Source organism: Bacillus infantis (assembly GCF_020171945.1).
GTDB classification, from domain to species: Bacteria; Bacillota; Bacilli; order Bacillales; family Cytobacillaceae; genus Bacillus_AB; species Bacillus_AB infantis_A.
In genome coordinates this window covers 36,372-59,048 of sequence record NZ_JAIVAP010000026.1, presented here as the reverse complement: position 1 = coordinate 59,048, position 22,677 = coordinate 36,372, and the positions used below count along the sequence as shown (strand labels likewise).

Annotated in this window: 23 protein-coding genes; 12 read left to right on the top strand and 11 right to left on the bottom strand. The window is 45.8% G+C overall.

Features of this window, described 5'->3' with window-relative positions; translation table 11 throughout:
- Positions 1 to 121 precede the first annotated feature (121 nt).
- A complete protein-coding gene (locus tag LCM00_RS22700; RefSeq protein ID WP_224906265.1) occupies positions 122 to 1,027 on the bottom strand; it encodes a hypothetical protein in 906 nt (301 codons plus the stop codon).
- A 169-nt stretch (positions 1,028 to 1,196) separates the two neighbouring features.
- Entirely contained in the window at positions 1,197 to 1,373 is a 177-nt protein-coding gene (locus tag LCM00_RS22695) for a hypothetical protein (RefSeq protein ID WP_224906263.1), read from the bottom strand.
- Positions 1,374 to 1,646: 273 nt separating this feature from the next.
- On the opposite strand from LCM00_RS22695, the gene LCM00_RS22690 reads away from it, so the two are divergent.
- Positions 1,647 to 3,305 (top strand): glutamine--tRNA ligase/YqeY domain fusion protein, encoded by a 1,659-nt coding sequence (locus tag LCM00_RS22690; RefSeq protein ID WP_224906261.1) that lies wholly within the window; start codon positions 1,647 to 1,649, stop codon positions 3,303 to 3,305.
- Between the two features lie 137 nt (positions 3,306 to 3,442).
- On the top strand, positions 3,443 to 3,868 hold the full coding sequence (locus LCM00_RS22685) for an RrF2 family transcriptional regulator (protein WP_224906259.1): 426 nt from the start codon (positions 3,443 to 3,445) through the stop codon (positions 3,866 to 3,868).
- Between the two features lie 53 nt (positions 3,869 to 3,921).
- Here LCM00_RS22685 and LCM00_RS22680 read toward each other — a convergent pair whose 3' ends face one another.
- Positions 3,922 to 4,272, bottom strand: a complete 351-nt coding sequence (locus LCM00_RS22680; protein WP_224906257.1) for a hypothetical protein — start codon at positions 4,270 to 4,272, stop codon at positions 3,922 to 3,924.
- A 218-nt stretch (positions 4,273 to 4,490) separates the two neighbouring features.
- On the opposite strand from LCM00_RS22680, the gene LCM00_RS22675 reads away from it, so the two are divergent.
- Entirely contained in the window at positions 4,491 to 5,198 is a 708-nt protein-coding gene (locus LCM00_RS22675; RefSeq protein WP_224906255.1) for a nitroreductase family protein, read from the top strand.
- A gap of 354 nt (positions 5,199 to 5,552) precedes the next feature.
- The gene (locus tag LCM00_RS22670) at positions 5,553 to 7,046 is read left to right on the top strand and encodes a peptide MFS transporter (protein WP_224906253.1); all 1,494 of its coding nucleotides are present in this window, start codon (positions 5,553 to 5,555) and stop codon (positions 7,044 to 7,046) included.
- A 341-nt stretch (positions 7,047 to 7,387) separates the two neighbouring features.
- On the opposite strand, the gene LCM00_RS22665 is transcribed toward LCM00_RS22670, so the two are convergent.
- Positions 7,388 to 7,822, bottom strand: a complete 435-nt coding sequence (locus LCM00_RS22665) for a DUF2383 domain-containing protein (protein WP_224906251.1) — start codon at positions 7,820 to 7,822, stop codon at positions 7,388 to 7,390.
- Between the two features lie 171 nt (positions 7,823 to 7,993).
- Between LCM00_RS22665 and LCM00_RS22660 the strand changes: the two genes are divergently transcribed.
- Positions 7,994 to 8,587 (top strand): hypothetical protein, encoded by a 594-nt coding sequence (locus LCM00_RS22660; protein ID WP_224906249.1) that lies wholly within the window; start codon positions 7,994 to 7,996, stop codon positions 8,585 to 8,587.
- Between the two features lie 44 nt (positions 8,588 to 8,631).
- On the opposite strand, the gene LCM00_RS22655 is transcribed toward LCM00_RS22660, so the two are convergent.
- Positions 8,632 to 9,180 carry a glutathione peroxidase gene (locus LCM00_RS22655; protein ID WP_224906267.1) on the bottom strand — a complete coding sequence of 183 codons (549 nt, stop codon included), beginning with the start codon at positions 9,178 to 9,180 and terminating at the stop codon, positions 8,632 to 8,634.
- Positions 9,181 to 9,386: 206 nt separating this feature from the next.
- Between LCM00_RS22655 and LCM00_RS22650 the strand changes: the two genes are divergently transcribed.
- The gene (locus LCM00_RS22650; RefSeq protein ID WP_224906247.1) at positions 9,387 to 10,814 is read left to right on the top strand and encodes a vWA domain-containing protein; all 1,428 of its coding nucleotides are present in this window, start codon (positions 9,387 to 9,389) and stop codon (positions 10,812 to 10,814) included.
- 44 nt (positions 10,815 to 10,858) lie between these two features.
- On the opposite strand, the gene LCM00_RS22645 is transcribed toward LCM00_RS22650, so the two are convergent.
- Both LCM00_RS22645 and LCM00_RS22640 read right to left on the bottom strand, forming a co-directional pair.
- Entirely contained in the window at positions 10,859 to 11,695 is an 837-nt protein-coding gene (locus tag LCM00_RS22645; protein WP_318247649.1) for an aldo/keto reductase, read from the bottom strand.
- 34 nt (positions 11,696 to 11,729) lie between these two features.
- Complete coding sequence (locus tag LCM00_RS22640; protein ID WP_224906243.1) at positions 11,730 to 12,938, bottom strand: MFS transporter; 1,209 nt, start codon at positions 12,936 to 12,938, stop codon at positions 11,730 to 11,732.
- A 174-nt stretch (positions 12,939 to 13,112) separates the two neighbouring features.
- On the opposite strand from LCM00_RS22640, the gene LCM00_RS22635 reads away from it, so the two are divergent.
- Complete coding sequence (locus tag LCM00_RS22635) at positions 13,113 to 13,484, top strand: winged helix-turn-helix transcriptional regulator (RefSeq protein WP_224906240.1); 372 nt, start codon at positions 13,113 to 13,115, stop codon at positions 13,482 to 13,484.
- Between the two features lie 465 nt (positions 13,485 to 13,949).
- Positions 13,950 to 14,693, top strand: a complete 744-nt coding sequence (locus tag LCM00_RS22630; RefSeq protein WP_224906238.1) for a MerR family transcriptional regulator — start codon at positions 13,950 to 13,952, stop codon at positions 14,691 to 14,693.
- Positions 14,694 to 14,733: 40 nt separating this feature from the next.
- Here the strand turns inward: LCM00_RS22630 and LCM00_RS22625 are convergent, their stop codons facing one another.
- On the bottom strand, positions 14,734 to 16,965 hold the full coding sequence (locus LCM00_RS22625) for an EAL domain-containing protein (RefSeq protein ID WP_224906236.1): 2,232 nt from the start codon (positions 16,963 to 16,965) through the stop codon (positions 14,734 to 14,736).
- Positions 16,966 to 17,129: 164 nt separating this feature from the next.
- Complete coding sequence (locus LCM00_RS22620) at positions 17,130 to 17,399, bottom strand: IDEAL domain-containing protein (protein WP_224906234.1); 270 nt, start codon at positions 17,397 to 17,399, stop codon at positions 17,130 to 17,132.
- Positions 17,400 to 17,607: 208 nt separating this feature from the next.
- On the opposite strand from LCM00_RS22620, the gene corA reads away from it, so the two are divergent.
- The 3 genes from corA (at position 17,608) to LCM00_RS22605 (ending at position 20,744) form a co-directional block, all read left to right on the top strand.
- Positions 17,608 to 18,558, top strand: a complete 951-nt coding sequence (gene corA / locus LCM00_RS22615) for a magnesium/cobalt transporter CorA (protein WP_224906232.1) — start codon at positions 17,608 to 17,610, stop codon at positions 18,556 to 18,558.
- 27 nt (positions 18,559 to 18,585) lie between these two features.
- Positions 18,586 to 19,293, top strand: a complete 708-nt coding sequence (locus LCM00_RS22610) for a hypothetical protein (protein WP_224906230.1) — start codon at positions 18,586 to 18,588, stop codon at positions 19,291 to 19,293.
- Between the two features lie 578 nt (positions 19,294 to 19,871).
- Positions 19,872 to 20,744 (top strand): flagellar basal body L-ring protein FlgH, encoded by an 873-nt coding sequence (locus tag LCM00_RS22605; protein ID WP_224906228.1) that lies wholly within the window; start codon positions 19,872 to 19,874, stop codon positions 20,742 to 20,744.
- Positions 20,745 to 20,780: 36 nt separating this feature from the next.
- Here the strand turns inward: LCM00_RS22605 and LCM00_RS22600 are convergent, their stop codons facing one another.
- Complete coding sequence (locus LCM00_RS22600; RefSeq protein WP_224906226.1) at positions 20,781 to 21,173, bottom strand: VOC family protein; 393 nt, start codon at positions 21,171 to 21,173, stop codon at positions 20,781 to 20,783.
- A gap of 186 nt (positions 21,174 to 21,359) precedes the next feature.
- Between LCM00_RS22600 and LCM00_RS22595 the strand changes: the two genes are divergently transcribed.
- Positions 21,360 to 21,815: a DinB family protein gene (locus LCM00_RS22595; RefSeq protein ID WP_224906224.1), complete on the top strand. Its 456-nt coding sequence runs from the start codon at positions 21,360 to 21,362 to the stop codon at positions 21,813 to 21,815.
- A 45-nt stretch (positions 21,816 to 21,860) separates the two neighbouring features.
- Here LCM00_RS22595 and LCM00_RS22590 read toward each other — a convergent pair whose 3' ends face one another.
- Positions 21,861 to 22,580: a YebC/PmpR family DNA-binding transcriptional regulator gene (locus LCM00_RS22590; protein ID WP_129613642.1), complete on the bottom strand. Its 720-nt coding sequence runs from the start codon at positions 22,578 to 22,580 to the stop codon at positions 21,861 to 21,863.
- Positions 22,581 to 22,677 lie beyond the last annotated feature (97 nt).

The window sequence follows — 22,677 nt, the reverse complement described above, 5'->3', positions numbered from 1 at the left end:
CTTTGAATAACCGATCAAAATCAAAAATGTCTTCCTCGCCACTTGGCTTCTGGACTTTTAACACATGCTTTTTGGCTGACATTTTTAACCACCTCTTTACTATAAGTTTACCTCATTAGGGCTAAAGATTCAATCTTTCCCGAAGCTTTGTAAGCCCCAAGTTCTCCCATGCCCGTTTATGGAGCTCCGAAACAAGGGATGTAATGCCTGCGACCAGATAGCCGTCATTTTCATTGAATTCAGATCTGTAGCTTGAAACACAGATGACATAGTCGACGACTTCTGTACCGCTTGTATAAATATTTTCCTCTTCTGAGGTGGTATAAACCAGATAATTTTTATCATGGATAACTTCCGGATTTTCCTTGTTGATCGGAATCCCTGTTTTGTATAAGTCCACAAGCTCGAGCGACCTCTTTACGGCCGAAGGAAATGATGCCTGGTGAAACTCGGCAAGCGTCATTACTTCGAAGGTAAGATGTTCATCCCATTCACTTAAATAGAATTCCTGCATTTTGGCAAGTGCAAAATCGACTGCATCGTGGAATCTTGGATGCTCTGAATCAAAGCTCGTTTTCAGGACATTCTTGTTTTCTTCCTTCATTAAATACGTCAGGAATTTAAATTTTCTCATCTGGTCATCAATGATGGATATGACTTCCTTCTGGCTCTGGTCCAGGTCAAACTCCAGATTTCCGAGCTTGAAGCGGATGATCCTCCTGGATGCAGAAGGAACCAGAAGCCAAAGCAGCAGCCATAAAAGCAGGTAGAAAAGATATTCAAAAATGACCTGGAATTTCGGCGACTCGGCAATCGGCTTGATAATCAGGCTTGTGACCGTATCCTGTGCAGCGGCCTGGCCTCCTGCATCCGGCTGGCCCGTGCCATCCGGCAGCTGTGCAGCATGATATAAACTGATAGCCGCAAACAATATGATGACCCCTACTCCCGTCCAATACACAATCGCAGACCATTTCCTAACCTTATCTTCAATGACAGGCAGATCTTTAACCATCATCCTTTCCATATCCATCCCCCTTTAGCCTGTTCGTCATTCAGCAATGTTGGAGGTTCATGGTGAGATCGAAAGATTTGGAAACGATATTTGTCTGGGTATAAAAACCATATGATCCATTATATTACCTTAACAGTTTATCATACCAGAAGATTTTCTCCCCTAGTTCTTTCGCTTCAATTCAGGCAGCAGCCTGGCTCAAAACCATTTTGGATGGGTACATAAAGCTATTATATGCAGCAGCAGGCCTGCAGGCAGCTTTGCCCAGAATTTTTTTCCCGCTCAGCCTTTCCGCTTTCCTGATTTTGCTTACCTGCTCCTTGTTTTTATCCTTCTTAATGAGTAGTATTAAGTTCATGGCATATTTTTTCAGATTCCATTAGACTATAAGTGAACGAGCCCTGTTTTTTAGACTATTGTAACTGTATGTTGATTTTGGGTTAATTTCAGCTGTGCTGAAATGCGTGTGAAACTATGTTTCACACACATGAGCCCAAAATCAACACCACTGTTCAACACAACTATTTAAAAACATGGCTATTTTAATAAAAAATGTTTGGATGCCGATTGAGCTTCAGGCAAAAAAATTCTATAATTTCCTAAAGTATATAAAAGAAAGGCTGATACTGGTTTGGAACAAAACTCTTCCAATTTTATTCGAACGATCATTAAGGAGGACCTGGAATCCGGAAAACGGAATGAAGTCGTGACCCGCTTCCCTCCAGAGCCAAATGGCTATCTACATATCGGACATGCAAAGTCCATCATCATCAACTTCGGTCTCGCCGATGATTTTAACGGCAAAACCAATCTGCGCTTTGATGACACCAATCCGCTGAAGGAAGACCAGGAATATGTGGATGCCATTAAAGAGGATGTAAAATGGCTTGGCTTTGAATGGGATGAGCTCCGCTTTGCCTCCGATTATTTTGAGGAAATGTACGAGCGTGCAGTCCTGCTGATCAAAAAAGACCTTGCTTATGTTGATGACCTGAATGCAGATGAAATCAGGGAATATCGCGGAACTTTGACAGAGCCTGGGAAGGACAGCCCATACCGCAGCCGTTCTGTCGAGGAAAACCTGGACCTGTTCAAGCGCATGCGTGCAGGAGAATTCCAAAATGGCGAAAAGGTGCTCAGGGCAAAAATCGATATGAGCTCGCCCAATATCAACCTGAGAGACCCGGTCATTTACCGTGTATCACATGCCCATCACCATAACACAGGCGACAAGTGGTGCATTTATCCGATGTATGCATTTGCCCATCCGATCGAGGATGCCATTGAAGGGGTCACCCACTCTCTCTGCACAACAGAGTTCGAGGATCAAAGGCCGCTGTACAACTGGATCATTGAGGCATGTGAAATGGAAAGCAAGCCGCAGCAGATTGAGTTCGGACGCTTGAATCTGATCAATACAGTCATGAGTAAAAGAAAGCTGAAGCAGCTCGTTGATGAAGGATATGTGGATGGCTGGGATGATCCGCGCATGCCGACCGTTTCAGGGCTGAGAAGAAAAGGCTTTACACCTGGCGCTATCCGTGAATTTGTTGAAGCGACAGGCGTCTCAAAAGGCTCCGGGGCCGTTGATACTGCGATGCTTGAGCATTTTGTCCGTGAAGACCTTAAGCTGTCTTCCCCTCGGACAATGGGGATTCTGAAGCCGCTGAAGGTTGTGATCACCAACTATCCTGAAGGACAGACAGAAATGCTCGAAGCGGAAATAAATCCTGAGAATCCGGAAATGGGCAGCCGCCAGATTCCGTTTTCAAGGGAAATTTATATCGAGCAGGATGATTTCATGGAAGATCCGCCGAAGAAATATTTCCGCCTCTTCCCTGGAAATGAAGTGCGCCTGAAGCATGCATATTTCATCAAGTGTGAAGATGTCATCAAGGATGAAAACGGCGAAATTGTTGAAATCCACTGCACATACGACCCGGAAACCAAGAGCGGCACCGGCTTTACCGGACGGAAGGTAAAAGGGACCATCCACTGGGTCGAGGCGTCCCAGGCAGTTCCGGCCGAATTCCGCCTGTATGAGCCGCTGATCCTTGACGAAGAATTGAACAGCGAAGAAAATGAAGGCAAGACCTTCCTTGACCATGTGAATGAAAATTCTCTTGAAATCGTCAATGGCTTCATTGAACCTAACATGAAGGATGTCAAGCCTCAGGATAAGTTCCAGTTCTTCCGCCACGGCTACTTCAATGTCGATCCTAAGCATACAGCAGGAGATCACATTGTATTCAACCGGATCGTTTCGCTGAAGAGCTCATTTAAATTATAAAAGCATAGCCGCCCGCCACGGGCTGCTATATTCAGAGAGGAGAGCGGCCGCTGAGCCGTTCTCTTTTTTTAACAATTTTTTCAAGGGATTGTCTTTTTAGCAGAAAATACGATACAGTTAAAGCAGAGGTGAGTATATTGAACGAGAAAACACCATCTGCCTCCAGCATAAGATGGTTCAGCCTGGCCCTGCAGGCCTTGCTTATTATGGCAGACAATGAAGGCCTTTGCCCAAGTGCAAGGCTCGCGGACAAAATCGGTTCAGAATCAGGGTTTCTCCGGAAAATTTTGCGGAACTTGGTCAAGGAAGGCCTTGTCCAGGCAAAGGAAGGCCGGGACGGCGGCTATTTCCTCGCCAAGGCGCCAGAGGATATCAGGCTATCTGATGTATATGCAGGGATGCGCGCCGAACCATTTTCGAAAGGTTTCCTGGATGTCAGCAGCAAAGAGTGCTTTGAACCATGCACCCGAAGTGCCTTATCCGGCCTGAAAAATGAAATGGAGCAATGGATCCTGAACGGATTAGAAGAAAAGACCCTTAGGGACCTGATGGGAAAAAAATAAAGGAAACGGGACATCATTATGTTTCGTTTCCTTTTTTATTCACACAGCTTCTGTCAATGAGATCGGGGTAACAGAAATACCATGATGATGGAGTCGATAAGTATGAACCACAAGAAAATATAGAAAAGTCTCCGCTGCGTAAAATACAAGCGGACCAGCATGAAGTAAGCGAAGCCTGCTGCAAAAACAAAAGACAGAAACTCCTCCAGCTTTTCTCCCTTCAGGACCAGCTTGTTATCATAATACAGCCGCAGCTCTTCATTTAATGAAAATGGTACAGTGTAGATGCTGGCCAGCAGGCCAAGCAGCATGAAGCTCCCCGCAATGTTGAGAAGTTTTTGAACAGATATTGCTTGATCAGCTTTCAGCACCTGCTCTGAAGCCGGCTTATAATCAACCTGCAAAACCATCCCTCCCTTTATAACTTCTACGGGCTGGGAAGCAATTGGTTTCAGCTTTCCGGATCAGGCAGGTTACCCTCATGCTATTTATAAGACTTTTATCTGCAAATAGAAGGCTCTCCTTTCTTTCCTCCTTTTCCAAAATAAACTGTGTTTGACAAAAGAACAGTAACGCCATATACTGTTCTTGTAATAACCACAGTTAAAGGGAGCTGACATATATGAGTAATAATACAATGAGCAAAGAAGAATATTTAAATAAAGTAAAAGATCTTGATCAAACCACTGAAGCGCCAAAGGAGCTGGAAGATACCGATTTCTTAACGGTGGCAAAAGAGCGCCGCTCTGTCCGCCAGTATGATGCTGACTATATTATGGAAGACAGTGAAATTCGTGAAATCCTTGAAGCTGCCATCCTGGCACCGTCTTCTTCCAACCTCCAGCCATGGAGATTCCTTGTCATCAAGGACCAGCAAGCGAAAGAAGAGCTGCTCCCGATCGCAAACAACCAGCAGCAGATCACGGATGCATCTGTAGTCGTTGCAGTACTTGCTGATGTAGACGCCTATAAGAAGGCAGGAGAAATTTACGGAGGCCTAGTAAAGATGGGCCGCATGACGGAAGAAATTAAAGATTCCTATGTAGCATCCATCATGAAAACCTATGGCGGTTTTTCTGATGAGAGGGCGCTTAAGACTGCCATGATCGACGGCGGACTTGTCTCCATGCAGCTGATGCTGGCAGCTAAAGCAAAAGGCTATGACACAGTTCCAATGGGCGGCTATGACGAAGGGCAATTTGTTGAAGCCTTTAATGTGCCGGAAAACTTCAAGCCAGTAATGCTTATTTCCTTAGGAAAAGGCAAAAAGGCAGGCTTTGAGAAAAACCGCCTGCCTCTGGATGATGTGTTAAACTGGAACAAATTCTAATTAACTTGCCCGGGCCTGGATGGCCCGGGTATTTTTGCGGCTTTTGATTCATGAGGATAGAAATGGGAGTTATTTATCACTGTATGATTAGTTTTATTTTCTGAAAGGGCATCATATAAACAGACAGCCCGCAAACTGGCAGGACTCACACCTGAAATACCGCACTATTAATGATCCATTTATCCTGGTTTCAGACAAATATAATAGGGTAAACTCTCAATTGTTTCCAAATAAAGAAAGAGGAGTAGATATATGGTATAAATGCCTGGTACTTTTTTATTATATCCCCAAAATTTTTTGACAATCACAATTCAATTTTAGTATGATGGTTTTTGTACTAAAGGAGGCAGAACAATGACAGCTTTTGATAAACAGAAAATTGTGAATAGTGTGCCACAGAAAGGCTTTTTCGGCCACCCTAAGGGCTTGTTCACGCTCTTCTTCACAGAGTTCTGGGAACGCTTCTCCTACTATGGGATGAAAGCTATCCTGCTATACTATATGTATTATGAAGTTTCTAAGGGCGGACTCGGGATCGATGAGACGACAGCCGCTTCTGTAATGGCTGTATACGGCTCACTCGTATATATGTCCGGGGTAATCGGAGGCTGGATTGCCGACCGTATACTCGGAACTGCCAGGACCGTATTCTACGGCGGTGTCCTTATCATGCTCGGACATATTGCCCTTGCATTCCCTGGAGGCATTACAGCCCTGTTCATTTCCATGGCATTGATTGTCATTGGTACAGGTCTACTAAAACCCAACGTTTCGAGCGTTGTCGGCGACCTCTACAGCAAAGAAGATGTACGCCGTGATTCCGGTTTCTCCATTTTCTATATGGGAATCAACGCTGGTGCTTTCATTGCACCGTTAATTGTCGGAACAATCGGTGAAAAGTATAACTTCCATTGGGGCTTTGGGATTGCAGCAATCGGTATGCTGGTTGGATTGATCACTTATCTTGCTACAAGAAAGAAAAACCTTGGGCTTGCAGGCAGCTATGTACCAAACCCGCTGCTCCCTGAAGAGCGCAAAAAAGTATTCGGCCGCATTGCCATTGCCGCAGCTATTATTGCTATTATTGCTTTTATCAGTATTTCAACCGGGTTCTTAACGATTAACCGCTTCACGGTACTGATCAGTATCCTCGGGATTGCCATTCCGACTGCATACTTTATAGTGATGTACCGCAGTCCGAAAACAACTTCAGATGAGCGGTCAAGAATTATTGCCTACATCCCGCTGTTTATTGCATCAGTTATGTTCTGGGCGATCCAGGAACAGGGTTCCATCATCCTTGCTCAATATGCGGACAAGCGTACTGACCTGGACTTTGCAGGCATCCACCTGCAGGCATCATGGTTCCAATCCCTTAATCCATTGTTTATCATCGCACTCGCACCATTGTTTGCATGGCTTTGGGTTAAGTTAGGAAACAGGCAGCCTTCAACGCCTAAGAAGTTCTCACTTGGCTTGATTTTCGCGGGCTTGTCTTTCCTTGTCCTGATTATCCCTGCTTATATGAGCGGCGGAGAGTCTTTAGTTAATCCATTATGGCTTGTACTGAGCTTCTTCCTTGTCGTTATCGGTGAGCTGTGCCTGTCGCCTGTAGGGCTGTCAGCTACAACAAAGCTTGCGCCGGCGGCATTCTCGGCTCAGACAATGAGCTTATGGTTCTTATCCAATGCAGCAGCACAGGCGGTAAATGCTCAGCTTGTTAAGCTGTATGATCCTAATAATGAGATTATGTATTTTGGTACGCTTGGACTTCTGGCTGTTGTTTTAGGCGGGGTCCTGATTTTCATGTCGCCTTCTATTCAGAGGTTGATGAAGGGTATTAAATAAAAAAGCAGTGCATCGATGCACTGCTGAGGCTGCAGACAAATTCAGGAGACCTGAGTTTGCCTGCAGTCTTTTTTTGCTTATAAATGGAGTCTGTTGACTTCCGTTCCAGGCACTTCGCTTTCCGCGGGGCGAAGCCTTAGCCTCCTCGCGCTCCGCGCTGCGGGGTCTCAACATTTTCGCTGCATTCCCTCAGGACGTTGAATCCTCTTCCCCGAAATCACACCGCACGAAGAAAATGCGCATGCATTTTATGAGGAGTCTTCGTGCCTTCCTCTCCAATCAGCAGGGTTTAATATTTTGTTTGGCTGCCCCCTCCAGTACCCTTGCTTTTAGATAGGGCTTCAAACTCTGCCCTTCAATGTATTTAAATATTCCACATGCTTCCGGTCTGTGTCGAGGACTTGTTCGACTAGACGGCGGCTTTCTGGATCGAGGTCTCCTCTTACGTTTTCTTCGGACATTTGAATGGCATAATAGTCTTCGCCGGTAAGGGTTTTATCGACTATTGCATCTTGTTTGTCCGGCAGGAAGAAACTGCTGATATATCCTTGGATGGAACCGGCAATGCCTTCATCGTCAGCAGGTACAGCCCCAAGGTTCTGGATTCTTTCCGCTATCATCGCTGCATTATGCTTATGCTCCTGCTGCATCCTCTGGAATTCCGCTCTAACCCCTTCATCTTCAAGCTTTTCAATGAAATGCTCATACGCATGGATGCCCATGTACATTCCTTTCAGGAACTTGTTCAGCTCCCTGGCAACTGAGTGATTATCCACCTTTTGTCCCCACCTTAAAAAGATTCTAGTATTATTAGTGTTATCATAACCTTCAAATCAAATTCATATGGCCAACCTCAAAAACAAACCAGCTCATTTGCTAGAATAGTTAAAATTTTTCTTATTTTTCTGCTGACTGTCTGGTATTATCAAATCAGAGGTGGTTCAACAATGTCCAGCAGCTATACCATTACTAAAAAAAAGAAACGGGACAAAAATCAATATATCCTTGGCATTTCCTTTGTTCTTCTGTTGGGATCATTCTTTATACCGCTGGTGGTGCTGCTCCCTCTTCAGCAGGCCCTGTATCATCCATTCGGATACTGGTTCCTGGAGCCGCCGAGATCAGCTTATTTTATTTTCACCGGCTCTCTCATTTTATTGAGCCTTAGCCTGCTCATGATGATTTCCGGCTTGGCAAAAAATAAATTGGCCAAGGGATTGATTGCTGCCGGCATCTTTGTAAGCATCCTGCTGTCAGTCTTAAGTGTAGACCATTATCACTATATGAACGGAAATGGCATTTATATCAATCCCTTTTTCGGCTTTGGCGAAAAGGAATTTCTGTGGGCCGATGTAAAGGAAGCGAAGCAGATTGCAGTCGAAGAAAAAAATGGACTGAAGGATAAGAATCTGACCTTTGTTTTTAAAGACGGGGAACAGTACAGCTTCCTCATTACAGAAACCGTGCGGAAGGCTTATCCGATCTTTAATGTGAAGCTTCAGGAAAAGGGCATCCAGGTGACCAGGGAGTTTCCGGAATAACTGCAGACAAAAAGGAGCTCCGGCAATGGAGCTCCTTTTTGCTATCAGCCCAGCAGCTGTTCTATGTCCGCTTCCATCTCGAACGGATCTGTCGTAGCCTCAAACCTTTTCACCGCATTTCCCTCTCCATCAACTAGGAACTTTGTGAAGTTCCATTTGATTGAGTCGCCGAACAGGTATTCAGGATGCTTTTCCTTCAACAGAGGAATGAGGATTTTTGCAACCGGATGATTCTCATTGAATCCTTCAAACGGCTTCTGTGCAGTCAGGTAATTGAATAAAGGATGGGCATTTCCGTCGCGCACATCCATTTTTTGAAACATCGGGAACGATACACCATAGCGGAGCTCACAGAAGGATTGGACTTCCTCGTCACTCCCAGGCTCCTGATTATCAAATTGATTGCAAGGAAACCCCAATATAACCAGCCCTTTTTCTTTGTAGCGGTCGTAAAGCTTCTGCAGATCCTGATATTGAAAAGTAAAGCCGCACTGGCTTGCTGTATTGACAATCAGCATTACCTTGCCCCTGTATTCCTCCAGAGAGATTTGTCTTCCGTTCATGGCCGGAGCTGAAAATTGATAAACACTCACTGTAATTCCCCCATCTATCTGTATAGTCATTATGTAATGGTTCTTTATAACTATAAAGACATTTCCCTTGTTTCGAAAGTTTAAACTCTCTGGACCTCTTTTTTCCTATATTTTTAATAAGGCGGGTTACTAAATGCCTGATTTCGGGTAAAAAAGGGCAGCTGCTTAGTAAATAATGTAAAATCTCTAAAGAGGAGGGCAGAGAAATGAAAAGAAAAATACATATCCTTTTAAGCTTATTCGCTCTATGCATTCTGGTTCTGTCAGCTTGCAGCGGGGAAGAAGAAAAAGCTTCAGGTGAAAAGAAAAATGATGCTCCCCAGGAAGAGGCCAGGGAGCAGGAAACAGCTTCTGATGAAAAGATACCGGAGGCAGCGGAAGATATTGAAGGCATGGTTGCCCAGAAGCCCGGAAAGATACTTGAAGGCAAACTGGAGCCCGAGATAGAGGTTGCGGATCTATGGGACTCCAAAAAATACACCAATTTTAATGAGCAGACACTTCAGCCGGCAGCTGAGAAAGAAATGAAAGCATATTTTTCTGAGCACAAGGATTTATCCGGCAGCCAGGTATATGACTATCTCGTCTATCAGCTGGGTTCAGGTTTATATCAATCCTATTATGACGACCTTGTTTCTTTTGAGCATGGTCATGGGATGCCGGAACTGCCTGATGGGGAAGATGAGATACAGCAGGCAAAAGAACAAAAGTCCAATGTCGTCATCCTGATGGATGCCAGCGGAAGCATGAAAGCTGACGTCAGCGGCGGCAATAAGATGATAGTCGCCAAAGAAGCGATTAAGGAATTTACCAGTTCCCTTGAAGATGATGCCAGCGTTTCCTTAATGGCGTATGGACATATAGGGACAGGGAGCGATGAAGATAAAGCTGAATCCTGCAGCCGCATTGAGGAGGTATTTCCTTTAGGGGCCTATGAGAAGACTGCCTTTAATCAATCTATGGATTCTTTTGAGGCAAGCGGCTGGACCCCTCTGGCAGGAGCGATTGACAAGTCAAGGGAGCTTTTGTCCGCTTATAACAGCACGGATTATAAAAACACCATTTATATTGTCAGCGATGGGGTTGAGACTTGTGACGGTGACCCTGTAGAAGCAGCGCGAAAGCTGCAGGGCAGCAATATTGAGGCAAAGGTCAATATCATCGGCTTTGATGTTGATGACGAAGGGCAAAAACAGCTAAAGGAGGTTGCAGAGGCTGGCGGCGGAACTTATGCAACCGTAAAGAATAAAGACGAGCTGGAGGACCAGGTGCTGAAAAAATGGAAGCCGAGCCTGGGCCAGATATTCTCCCAGCTGGGAATACCATTGCATGAGACGGTAGACCAGAAAGAAAGGCTCCTCGATATATCAACCCCGATCAGATTGGCTTCCGATAGGGAAAAATACAGGATTGAAAATGCAGTTTCCTTCCTGAGGAGTGAAGAGCTGATCACACCGGAGGCGGCAGAAGAAGCAGAGGAACTGGCGGAAACCAGGCATGAAATCCGCGACTCACATTTCAAGGAATTATACGAACAAAAAGAAGAAGAAGCACAAAAGGCAAGAGATGATATCAACAGCAAAGTAGAAGCCTGGAAGGATAAATGGTATGAGGTATTAAAGAACGAAAACTGATATGAAAAGGCCCCGGACATTGCCGGGGCCTTTTTGTTTTCCTATTAAAAATCAAAATTATCCGGGTCTGGCCCAACACGCATATTTTGGTTCAGTGAACTGATCTGCTCCACTTCATCGCCAGATAGCTCAAAATCAAATATGGCACTATTGGCAGCTATCCTGTGCTCCTTCGTGGATTTTGGGATTGTAATGACACCATTCTGCAGATCCCAGCGAAGGATGACCTGAGCTGCAGATTTGCCATGCTTTTCAGCAATGCTAGTAATGATTTCATTGTCCAATAGCTGCCCCTGCATAAGCGGGCTCCACGCCTCAAGCTGGATATCATTTTCCCGGCAGAATGCTTTTACTTCCTGCTGGGTTAGGCGCGGATGGTATTCTACCTGATTGATCACCGGCTTGACATCAGCATCTTTCAACAATTCCTCCAGGTGATGTACCTGGAAGTTGCTCACGCCGATAGCTCTTACTTTTTCTTCTTTATAAAGGGTTTCAAGCGCCCGCCATGCATCTTTATACTTCCCTTCCACCGGCCAATGGATAAGGTACAGATCCAGATATTCAAGACCAAGCTTCTGCAGGCTTGTTTCATACGCCTTGATTGTTGATTCGAAGCCTAAATCGCTGGTCCACACCTTTGAAGTGATAAAAAGGTCCTCACGGGATATGCCTGCTTCTGCAATTCCCTCTCTGATTCCCTGTCCGACACCCTCTTCATTCCCATAGATGGCTGCCGTGTCAATGCTCCGGTAACCAAGCTTTGCTGATTTTACGGCATTAACAAGCTCCGGCCCTTCTTCTACTTTAAATACGCCCAATCCCATCCATGGCATTTCCACACCGTTATTCAGGACTGTTTTATCTTGAATGCTTTTAATCATCACTATTCCTCCTTAATTTTCAGGGAACTGTTTAAGCAGCTCCCTCATTGATAGTTTTTGTTTTCCTATCCCGGGTTTCCAGCTTCATGCTCCAGCCTGTAAGAATGACAGCGCCAAGCACCATGCTGGCACCAATCCACGGTGTGTGGATCAGCCCGATGGAATCTGTGACGATGCCTCCCAAGTAAGAGCCAATCGCAATTCCGGCGTTGAAGGCTGCTATATTAATGGCAGAAGCAACATCCACCGCTCCGGGGACAAACCGTTCTGCCAGCATGACGACATATACCTGCAGCCCGGGAACGTTCATAAAGGCAAACAGCCCCATCAGCAGGATGACGATTAAGCCTGCTGTTTTATAAGGTGCTGCAAATGTGAGCAGCAGCAGGACCACGGCCTGGATGATGAACATATAAAAGAGAGCCCTGATCGGATTTTTGTTCGCCAGGCGGCCGCCGGCCATATTTCCTATCGCAATGGCAATTCCATATAGAAGCAATATGGCAGCCACTGTACCAGCTTTAAAGCCGGTCACTTCCTGCAGCAGCGGTGATAGATACGTAAACACAACGAATGTGCCGCCATATCCAAGCGCAGTAATAATGAAAACCAGCAGCAGCCTGCCGTTCGTGATCAGTTTAATCTGATCCCCGAATGCAGCTTTAGAGCCTTTTGAAAGGTTTTTCGGCACAAGTATGCTGTTGGCAATAAAGGCAATGACGCCAATCACGACAATGGCCATAAAAGCAAATCTCCATCCAAACTGCTGGCCGAGGAATGTCCCAAACGGAACGCCTGTTACTGTGGCAACAGTCAGACCTGTAAACATGATTGAGATGGCGCTTGCCCTCTTATCCTTCGGCACTAAATCGGCGGCAATGGTAGAGCCGATGGACATGAACACCCCGTGGCTCAGGGCCGAAATAATTCTCGCTGCAAGGAGAATGCCTATGCTGCCTGAAACAGCGGCAATGATATTCCCCGCTATGAATACCACCATGATCCAAAGCAAAAGTGCTTTGCGGGACATTTTAGCTGTGAGCGCGGTAAGGACCGGCGCTCCAAACATGACTCCCAGTGCATATATAGAAACAGTCAGCCCTGCTGTGGTGACGGGAATACTCAAATCTTCCGCAATCATCGGCAGCAGCCCGACTGAAATGAACTCAGTTGTTCCGATTGCAAATGCACTGACTGCCAGTGCAAGCAGCGGAAGCAAACTCGTTTTGCCAGATGGCATACTTTTCTCCTCCTATTCCTATCTATGAAAATTTTATGAGTATAGCAATTTCCTGCCGGCAAATGCTATTATGGGATATAGCGTTCCTTTTGAAAAGTACGTACTTTATAGTGCTATAGGAACCGAAAAGTTCTGTAGGCACTTTTTGGTGCCTATGAAACAGGAGTGATCATGATGGAGAAAAAGAAATACAATATATCGGTGGAAGCCACCCTGGAAGTAATCGGCGGCAAATGGAAGACTGTGATTCTCTGCCACCTGACCCATGGGAAGAAACGGACGAGCGAGCTGAAGCGGCTTATGCCGAATATCACGCAGAAAATGCTCACCCAGCAGCTTCGCGAGCTTGAGGAGGACGGTGTCATCAACAGGATCGTATACAACCAGGTTCCCCCCAAGGTTGAATACGAGCTCAGCGAATACGGCCAATCACTTGAAAGCATCCTTGATTCCCTATGCGCCTGGGGAGAACGGCATATCACCAAAGTCTATGGCGATAAATTTTCCGTTCTGGAAGAAAGCATACTGAACGATAAATTGAAATAGAAAAGCGGAAGCGGCTTGCCCAGAATTTAGGAACGCAGGCTAAAGACGCCACGTCCTGTGGCAACGCCTGCATGACCCACATCCTGTGGGCCCAGCATAAGACGCGCCAGAATAAAAGGCGTTCTTTGCCTTTAATTCTGGTGTGGCTTATGACTCGAGGCTCTAGCCGCTGGAGCTGGACAAATAGAAATGCGGAGGGCGCTTGCACAGAAATTTAGGAACGCAGGCTAAAGACGCCACGTCCTGTGGCAACGCCTGCATGACCCACATCCTGTGGGCCCAGCATAAGACGCTTCAGGATAGAAGGCGTTCTTTGCCTTCAATCCTGAAGTGGCTTATGACTCGAGGGGCTAGCCGCTGCGGGCCTTTTTTTTATTGTGCCTCTTTATAAATTTTTTTAATTTTACATGTTGACTCTCACGCTGCGTAATACTTTAAAGTAATTGTTGAAGGGAGGCCGGAACAATGGCCATGAAGGTAAAAGAAGCCGCCGGGCTGGCTGGCATCAGTGTGCGCACACTGCATCATTATGATGAAATTGGACTCCTCGTCCCCGATGAGCTCTCAGAGGCAGGCTACCGGCTGTACTCCGATGAAAATCTGCAAACGCTGCAGCAGATCCTCTTTTTCAAAGAGCTTGGCTTCCCTTTGAAGAAAATAAAAGATATCATCAGCAGCCCTTCGTTTGACCAGCAGAAAGCTTTTGAGCTGCATCGGGAAATGCTGCTTGAAAAACGCAGCCGCCTGGATAGGATGATTGCATCGCTGGATAAAACGATCAGGCATGCAAAAGGAGAGATACACATGTCGAATAAAGAAAGATTTGAAGGCTTTGACTTCAGTTCCAGCCCCTATGAGCAGGAAGCCCGTGAACGCTGGGGAGACGAAGCCGTGGATGCTTCCAATAATAAAATTGCCAAAATGACAAAGGAAGAACAGCAGAAACTGGGAAATTCCATGAACGGGATTTACCGGCGTCTCGCGGAAGTGCGCCACTTGGCCCCTGACTCTGATGAAGCCCAGGAAGCCATTGAAGAATGGTATGTATTCCTGAACAAAATGGGCAGCTATTCTTTGGACGCCTTTAAGGGGCTCGGACAGATGTATGCCGATGATGAACGCTTCACCAGAAATATCGATCAATTCGGTGATGGCCTCGCCAGCTTTATGCGCGACAGCATGGCTGTATATGCAGACAAAAATAAATAAAGAGAAAACCCAAGCCCTTCTGCGGCTTGGGTTTTCCTTATTATAAACTTTTAATGAACTCCTTAAAGTCTTCCCCTGTCACAGGCCTGCTAAAATAGTATCCCTGGCCAACCGGGCAATTGTTTTTCAGCAGAAACTCTGCCTGTTCTTTATGTTCAATGCCTTCAGCGACTACACTGAAATGCAAATTTAACCCCATATCGATTATGGCCTTCACAAGCGACCCGTTTTGGGCTGGATCCAGTATATCGTCTACGAACGACTTATCAATCTTAATGGTGTCGATCGGCAGGTGCTTCAAATAGCTCAATGAAGAATAGCCTTTTCCGAAATCATCAATGGAAAGCCTGATGCCAATCTTTTTTAATTCATTCAGGGCCACAGTCGCCTTTTCGATATTCTGCATGATGCTTTCTGTTATCTCCAGCTCCAGGCAGCCGGGCTCAATATCGCAGGAAGACAGAACCGATTTTACATACATGATGAATTCTGGATCTTCAAGCTGCCGGACTGATATATTGACTGCTATCGGCACCGATCCGGCTCCCTCCTCTTTCCAGCGCTTATGCTGTTCGCATGCTGTCCGCAGGATCCATTTTCCCATCGGCACAATCAGGCCGGTCTCTTCTGCCAGCGGTATGAATTCCCCGGGAGGTACAAGCCCTCCATCCGGACGCTGCCAGCGTACGAGCGCCTCCGTCCCTTTCAGCTTCCCCGTCTTCAAATCTATCTGCGGCTGGTAATGAAGCAGAAGCTCTCCGCGGTCAAGCGCTTTGCGCAATCCATTCTCCAAAGCCATTTTTCGGGAGGACAGCCCCTCAAGGGAAGAGGTGTAGAATTGAAAATTATTCTTTCCCCTCTCCTTAGCCAAATACATGGCTGTATCCGCATGCTTGATCAGCGTTTCCTGATCAGTGCCATGCTCAGGATATAGACTGATGCCTACGCTGGGAGTGATAAAAAACTCTTCCCCTTCAAGGATGAAGGGCTTGTTGAACTGCTCGATGATTGCCCTCGCTGCCCCTTCTATCTGGTGCTTTTCCTTTTCTTCAAAAAGGATGATGAATTCATCACCGCCCTGCCTGGCTACAAGCCCGAGGCTCCCTACCGTATCCTCCAGGCGGATCCCCGCCTTCTTAAGGAGCAGATCGCCAGTAGAATGGCCTTTTGTATCATTGATAATTTTAAAGCGGTCCAAGTCCAGGAATAAAACCGCCGCTTTCTCTTTTCCGCTGTTTAAAATATCCTGCAGCCGCCTCATGATTTCATTCCGGTTCGGCAGGCCTGTCAATGTGTCATAAAAGGCCATATACTCCATGGTCCTTTCAGACTTTTTCCGTTCAGTAATATCCCGGCCAATGACCTGGACAGCTGCTTTGCCGCCGTACCGGATCGGCATGGAGGATACTTCCACATCAACAAGGACGCCATCAAGCCTTTTCGCCTGCACCTCAAAGCGCCTCTTCCCAGCCGCATCGCTGTCTGCTGCCAGCAGCGTATTATAAATTTCATAGGTCGCCTCTTTATTAACAAAGTTAATAATAGGCTTCCCAAGAAGCTGTTCTTTACTGGAGGCGCCGATCAGCCTGCATCCTGCTTCATTGATATAAACAATGACATTCCCGGAAATAACGCCAATGAAATCAGGAGACAGCTCAACAAGGCCGCGGTAGCGGTCCTCACTTTCTTTCCTGTCTGTGACATCAAACAAGACGCTTGAAAATTCAATCAGCCTGCCTTTTTTATCAAGAACAGGGATTCCGCGGTCCTGGATCCACCGGATTCCCCCTTCAGGGCGGATGATCCGGTATACACTTACAACCGGTTCTCCCTGTTCAACTCTTTGTTCCCGTTCTTTCAGGACTGATACATCATTCGGATGGATGACTTTTCTCCATAAATCATGATCATTATAAAACGATTCCCGCGGAAAGCCATACAGCTTTTCAATTCCGGAGGTGATCATCAGGCTGCCGCTCTTCATATTATGATGCCAGATGGCGACATCCAGGGTATCAAAAATATTGTTAAGCCTTTGATTGCTTTTTCTCAGCTCGGCTGTCGTTTTCTGGATGCCTTTTTGAATAAAAATGAGGAACAATACAATTAAGAGCCCTGCGCTGATCACTGTATGGATCAATTCGAACACCCAAAAGTTCCGTTGAGGAAAATAATAGGCAAGGGCTGTTTTAATAGCTTCATCTACTAAAAATATGAAACATAATATAAAAATCCATACCAGCATGGAATAATTCCTGGCGAAAAATCTCATTGTGGCAAGCTCCTATGTATAGGCTATTAAAAGAATCCGTTATTTTCACTATTATCCCATAATTAACGGATAAACAACAAAAAAAATCGGGCTCATTTCCAAATTGAAAAAGAAGGGCCCGATCTCGGAAATATAAATATATTCTTTCTTCTATTCATTCTGTTTTATAACACCGCTTCCCAATTTTCTGATGTAAGGGCCTGAAAACGCTCTTCATCTTTATTATCCAAAGCTTTGTCTATCTCTTCATATCGTTTAGCTTCAAGCCACTCGCCCTGCACTTTTCCAATAACTTCGTTCACTGCATCTGTGTATTCTGTTGTTTCCTGAGACAGAATCTTTCTTGTCTTCCAGCTGTCTTTATCCGCTAAGTCATGGATGGATGATAAATACTGATCCTGGTTGAATTGGTTCGGTTTGTACTCGGAATTCATATCGTTCCTGCCTCCTGTTTTTATAAGATAATATCATTCAATTGTGTTAGTACTTATTTATTACCCGAATTTCCTGAAAAATAACGGGTCAATCGGTCTTATGTCTTTATTTCACTTAAAAAGCCCGTATCATCAACCTATTTTCAGATTTTATTTCAGCCTTTATTTCGTATATTATAGAGATGATGTACTGTTAAAAGGAGATATTATGATCAGGACGATTGCGGTAACGAAGAATCAGGAAATTAAAAGCAATTGGGATATCCCCAGGCTGCTGGAAGAGGATATTCTCTGGTATTGGGCAGATTTCAGCAACCCTTCCGATGCAGAAATCGAGCTGCTGAGAAAGCCGCTGAACTTCCACCCCCTGGCCATTGAGGACTGTATCCATGTGCTTCAGCGGCCAAAGCTGGACTATTATGAAGACTATGCATTTTTTGTTACACACAGTGTCAATCCGGATACGATTGACCGTGAAGAGGTTAATTTTTTCCTCGGGCAAAATTATGTGATTACTTTCCATCACCACCCCTCCACTGAAATAGAAGAAGTCAGGGAAAGGCTCAGGCTGTCCAATTCGCCTGATAAGTGGGAGCCGCTCTTGGTTTTATACCATATTCTTGATAAAATCGTGGACAACTACTTTCCGCTCGTCTACCAGCTGGAGGACACGCTGAATGATATTGACGAAAATTCAAAGGACAGGCCGATGGAGCTTTTGCTGGAAGATCTCTTTGATGCCAGGCACGACCTTTTGGCACTGAGGCACACTGTCGCCCCGATGAGGGATCTTATCTACAGGATGCTGAACTCCCAGCGGCTCGCAGGCTTCCAGGAAAAAATCAAATATTTTTCCGATATCCATGACCACCTCCTGAAGCTTGCCGAGATGATTGAAGAGAACCGGGAGCTGACCACCGATATCAGGGACAGCTACATATCATTGAATGCCCACCAGACAAACAGGGTCATGAAAGTGCTGACGGTCATCACGACCATTTTCATGCCACTCACCTTCATCGCAGGGATATATGGGATGAATTTTGAGCATATGCCAGAGCTCAAATGGGACAGCGGCTATTTTGCCACCCTGCTGGTCATGCTCACCATCGGCCTTGCCATGTTTGCCTGGTTCAAGAAAAAAGGCTGGTTCAAGTAGAAACTAAAGATTGGAGGATGATCATCCATGTTCAAAACGATACCACCCGGAGAATTTTTCACCTTTGCCGATGAAAATGACTATGCGGCTAAATTAAGGGAGTGGGGATTGATTACAGCCTCCGCCAAAAACGCTAAGCAGGAATTCTCTTATAAACGCGGGGCTGCCGCTTATACTGTCGCCATAAAAGGATTTTTGCAGACAGGAAATCACGAAACGGCTGTAGTGGCATTTTCCAATGACGCTCTTCACTGCGTCCACCCTGCATACTTAAAAGAAATGCAGAGTTCTTCCTTTGGCAAAGGCAGTTCCCTTGAAACGGGAGATTCCCCGCAAGATACCGGGCTTCCAGAGGCAGGAGAGCCGGCGAAGGCTCCGGCACAGGCGGCTGAGGACAAAAAGCCGGCAGAAAAGAAACAGAGAAAAGCTCCCGCCCTTGACCTTCCGTCTGATAAGGTGCCTTTTGAGGCAGTAATTAAGGAATTCACCACAAAATATAATCATTTTAATGAAACGGATGAAGAAATCATTGTCTTTGAGCAGGTGATGATTACAGGAGAAAACCCGCTCGAAGTTGGCGAAGCCTGGTGCAGCTACAGCAAAACACTGAAAAAAGCAGAGCTCACCGAAGGGAACAGCCTGACCTTTGAAGCCAAGATCGTCGACCGGAAGCTGAATAAGGATGTGCGCTATAAGATCAATAATCCTTCTAAGATTAAGAAGCAGGAGGATTAAGGACGGCAGCTGTTTCAGTTGTAAAATTAGTTTCTCTCTACAGGGTTTCGTTTTGGATGAGACTGCTAATTTCCGTTCCAGGCACTTCGCTTTCCGCGGGGCGGCGCTGAGCCTCCTCGTCGCTGCCGCTCCTGCGGGGTCTCAGCTTTGCCGCTGCAATCCCGCAGGAGTCTGCGTGCCTTGCACTCCAATTAGCAGGGTTTTTTAAACTTTTTGGGCAGGTTTGCAGTCAAAAGCAGATTCCAATTTTACACTATTTATCAAGCAGGCATTTATTTATTTTCCTAAAATAGGGGAGCACGGAAGACTTCTTCTGTTCTCTCTTTTATTTTTTTCAGGAAGGCACTGCTCAAGATGCATGGACGGATCTCCCCACCATATTCGTCCATTTCACCAGCAGAATCCACCTGCTTCTCAGCTTTGCTTCATCGCAATCCAGTTAGTGCATAGTATGGATATAGCCGGATATTATTTTCTTCCTTCAACTCTCCTTTCCTTCACTCGCTGCATTAGCTCACCGTTTCCTCCAGCAAAGATAGGGAAAACATCTAATATCAATTCTAATAGGAGGATTTTCAATGCATAAAAAAAGACTCATGCTACCGGTATCACTAGCCTTTGCCATATCTGCAGCAGGCTGTTCCGGTACGGATGATGCCGGTTCTCCTGCTCCGGAAGATTCCCAGCAGGAACAAACCACAGTGCCTGACGATCAGAATTCAGAACCCGGTGCAGATGAAAATGAAGCCGAAGCAGATGGGACAGAAGAAAACAGCACAGAGGAAGATAACGGCCAGTCTGGCAGCACCCAGACAACAGAGGATGTCATCGGGAAGGTAAAAGGGCAGCTGAAGATGGAGAATGCTATCCTGCCCGCTTCATTTCCTTTAAAGGAAGGCACCCATCTTTCAGCCTCCATTGAGGAGGACAAAACAGATTCCTATCAGGTCACCTTTTACCAAACAAATGAAGTGGTTCCTGTTAATGACCCTTCATTAACACCTGATGGAAATGCCCCTGTTGTCGCTGTCTTCAAGGCACATAACAAAACAGCAGCTGACAATGAACAGGAATTGTTTCCGCCAATGTCGGTTGATGAAGAAATCCCGGCAGAAATGGCTATTGATCTCGGCCATGGCATTAAGGGCATGGCCGAGGGAGCTGCAGGCCACAAATACTTGAGCTGGAAAGAGGGCAATTGGATCCTCCAGATCAGATCAGTTTCAGAGGATCAAATGGATGACCAGGCAATCGCCCGCCAGATGGTCGATTATCTTGAAACCCATTACCTCCCTGCACCGCATGATGATGGGCGAATCAAAGTTCATTACAGGCAAGGCGGCAATGAGGTCGAAAATGATATTTACTGGGAAGATGGAGAAAGAATCTACGAGCTCAAAACAAAGAAAGTGCCGCTTGAAGCTCTGGAAATGACTATTAGTACAAAATAATACAAAACAGGCCGGAATCTATTGTTCCGGCCATTTTTAATGTGCGGCAAGCTCAACCTTTATCCGATCAGGGTCCTCAAAAAATAATGCATAATGGCCCTCTCCGCCGGCATAGGGGTAACTGTCACTATACAGGAGCTTGACCCCCTTCTTTTTAAGCTGTTCTGCCATCCGGTCGACCTGGCTGCTGGAGTCAGCATGGAAGGCAATATGATTGAGGCCCGTTCCCGAGCGGTGATACGGGATATGAAGATATTTTTCCTCTGTCTGCACAAATACAATATAGGCATCATCCAGCCTCCAGCTTCGTCCCTTCTCCCATTCCTGAAAAGGTTCATAGCCAAGCTCTTCTAAAAACCAGCCCCAGAATTCAATGGTTTTCTGCAAATCAGATACGTTGATTTCAATATGATGGATATGTCCAGGCATACTCCTATCCCCCTTTGAATTTATACAATTCATTCTACCAAAGGCAGCCTTAGAGTGAAGGCTCTTTTGTGCAGGCATCAGCTTTGAAAGGCACAAGAAAGTGGATTATACTGATGGCAGCAGGCTGCTTTTACCGGGCGTAGAAGCAGCTGCCTGAATTTTTCGTAAAAAGAAAGGAAGATTTTGATGGAAAAATGGAATGGATTCATTCAAGGCTGGCTGGGCCACAGGAACGCGCTGATTGAACTGCTTGGCACATTTAAAGAAGGCCAGCAGGATTTTAAAGCATGGGAACAGGCGATGTCTGTTTCTGAACTGACCGTACATATAACCGGTTCTATGGAAATGTTCGTGCAGACAGTGAAGAATGGTGAGTTCACACCGCCTCCTGAGTATCCGGCCATTGAAACATTGGAGCAGCTAAAAGCGCTTGTCCAAGAAGAAACGTCAAAAACAAAAGCGGCACTTGAAGAGCTTACCCAGGATCAGCTTGAGAAAACAGTCGATTTCTATGGCAGGATTATGCCGGGAATCGTTCTTCTCGAAAATGCAAAGGACCATGAAGTCCACCATAAAGGACAGCTGTTTACATACGCCCGCCTTGCAGGCGTCAAAGAACTGCCATTTTTCGTGAGTAAATAACCAGAAAAAAAGCAGGCTCCCCTTCAGTGAGAGCCTGCTTCTTTCTTATTCGCCTAAATCAACGTTATGGTACACACGCTGGACATCTTCCAGATCCTCAAGGGCGTCGACCAGCTTTTCGAACTGGGCAAGGTCTTCTTCAGATAAGGAAAGCTCATTCTGGGCAAGCATCGTCTGCTCTGCTACTGTAAACTCCTCAACCCCGGCAGCCTTCAAAGCCTCCTGGACGGCATGGAATTGATCTGGCTCGGCATAAACGATGACTGTATCCTCTTCTTCAAGGATATCACGTGCATCGACATCTGCTTCCATCAGGATTTCCAGCACTTCATCAGCTGATTTGCCTTCAAGTCCGAAAACCGACGTTGCATCAAACATATAGGACACAGAGCCGCTGACACCCATGTTTCCGCCATTTTTCCCGAATGCAGCACGGACATTGGATGCCGTTCTGTTCACATTATTGGTGAGTGCATCCACGATGACCATGGAACCGCTCGGCCCAAAGCCTTCATAACGGAGGTTGTCATAGCTCTCTTCTCCGCCGCCCTTTGCTTTATCAATCGCACGGTCGATGATGACTCTTGGCACATTATAGGTTTTGGCCCGCTCGAGCACAAACTTAAGGGCCTGATTGGATTCCGGATCCGGCTCCCCCTGCTTTGCTGCCACATATATTTCCAGTGCAAATTTTGAGTATAACCGGCTGGTATTTGCATCCTTGGATGCCTTTTTTTCTTTGATATTATTCCATTTACGGCCCATCTGTTCCACTCTCTTTCACTTATATCTGATCTATGGCTGCATGGAAAAACCATTCCATGCCTGCAGAAAATAGTAAGTCTCATCCACTATTATACAT